Source organism: Bifidobacterium imperatoris, from assembly GCF_002860405.1.
Taxonomy (GTDB): Bacteria; Actinomycetota; Actinomycetes; order Actinomycetales; family Bifidobacteriaceae; genus Bifidobacterium; species Bifidobacterium imperatoris.
Window position 1 is genome coordinate 1 of the sequence record NZ_NMWV01000054.1, and the last position, 1,199, is coordinate 1,199.

The 1,199-nt window shown below is 65.4% G+C and carries 1 protein-coding gene; it reads left to right on the forward strand.

Going from position 1 to position 1,199, the window contains the following annotated elements; genetic code table 11:
• Positions 1-34: 34 nt before the first annotated feature.
• Positions 35-1,171, forward strand: a complete 1,137-nt coding sequence (locus Tam1G_RS11380; RefSeq protein ID WP_101626607.1) for an IS1249 family transposase — start codon at positions 35-37, stop codon at positions 1,169-1,171.
• Positions 1,172-1,199: the final 28 nt, after the last annotated feature.

The following is a 1,199-nucleotide window of genomic DNA, read 5'->3' on the forward strand; positions in this document are numbered from 1 at the left end:
CGGGTGTTTGAATGTCTTCTGTTTGACTGGGTGCATGAGGACACCCGGATGCGCGGCCTGCGGCGGCGAGATGAAAAGGAACGGCACCACCTCGGCGGGGCGAACCCGCTGGAGGTGCAAGGACCCGGGATGTGGTTCATCGACGTCGCGCGTCTATGACGTGAAGGCCCGTGGCCTGCGCTGCGGATTGGATTGGTTGTTTTCGAAGCGATCCCAGGCCGAGCACCGGTTGCCGGCGCGCACGCTGCGCCGCCGGTGCGAACTGATGTGGAGCCTGTGGCCTCCCGTGCCGCTGGTGGACGAGGTCCATCACGTGGTGCATGTGGACGGTCTTCATCTGCATCGCGACGCGGTGGTGTTGATCGCGGTGGCCGACGGGCATGTGATCGGCTGGCACGTCGCCAGAAGCGAGCGGTCGGCGGCCTGGCGGTGCCTGATGGCGCGCATCGCGCCGCCGGACGTGCTCGTATGCGACGGGGGCGGCGGTGTTCTCAAGGCCGCGAGGACCGTGTGGCCGGGCACGAGGATCCAGCGTTGCCTGTTCCACGTGCAGGCCAACATCATGGAACTGACCGGCATGAGGCCGCGTCTTCAGGCCGGCAGACGACTGCGTCGGATCGCCGTGGCGTTGGCGCGCGTCAGGAACAAGGATGACGCGGCGGCGTGGCTCGTCTCCTACAACCAATGGGAGCAGGACTTCGCCGGTTTCCTCGACGAGCAAAGCCGGTACGCGGACGGCAGCGTGAACGACGCGCACCAGCGGCTCGTCAAGGCCAGGCGCATGATCCGCAGACGCATCCGCGAGGACCAGCTGCTCACGTTCCTCGACGAGGAGCTCATGGCCGCCGGTCCGGTGCCGTCGACGAACAACCTCGTCGAATCATGGAACGGTCGGCTGCGTGACATGCTGCGCCATCATCGCGGCCTGCGCCTGATACGACGGCTGAAGGCGATCTGCTGGTGGTGCCACCAGCACACGGAACGCCCCGAGACGGACGCGTGGCTCGCGGCCAACGCGATCACCGACCGGCGGCTCGAGGACCTCTACAAGCACGCATGGGAGCAAAGCCCACAAGGCATGCACGAGACGTTCGGCATTCCCATGCGATACGGCACCGGCATCGACTGGAACGACTTCCACACCCACGTCGAATGGACATCAAACAACTAGGCCACCAGACACACAATTTGGCCTATAA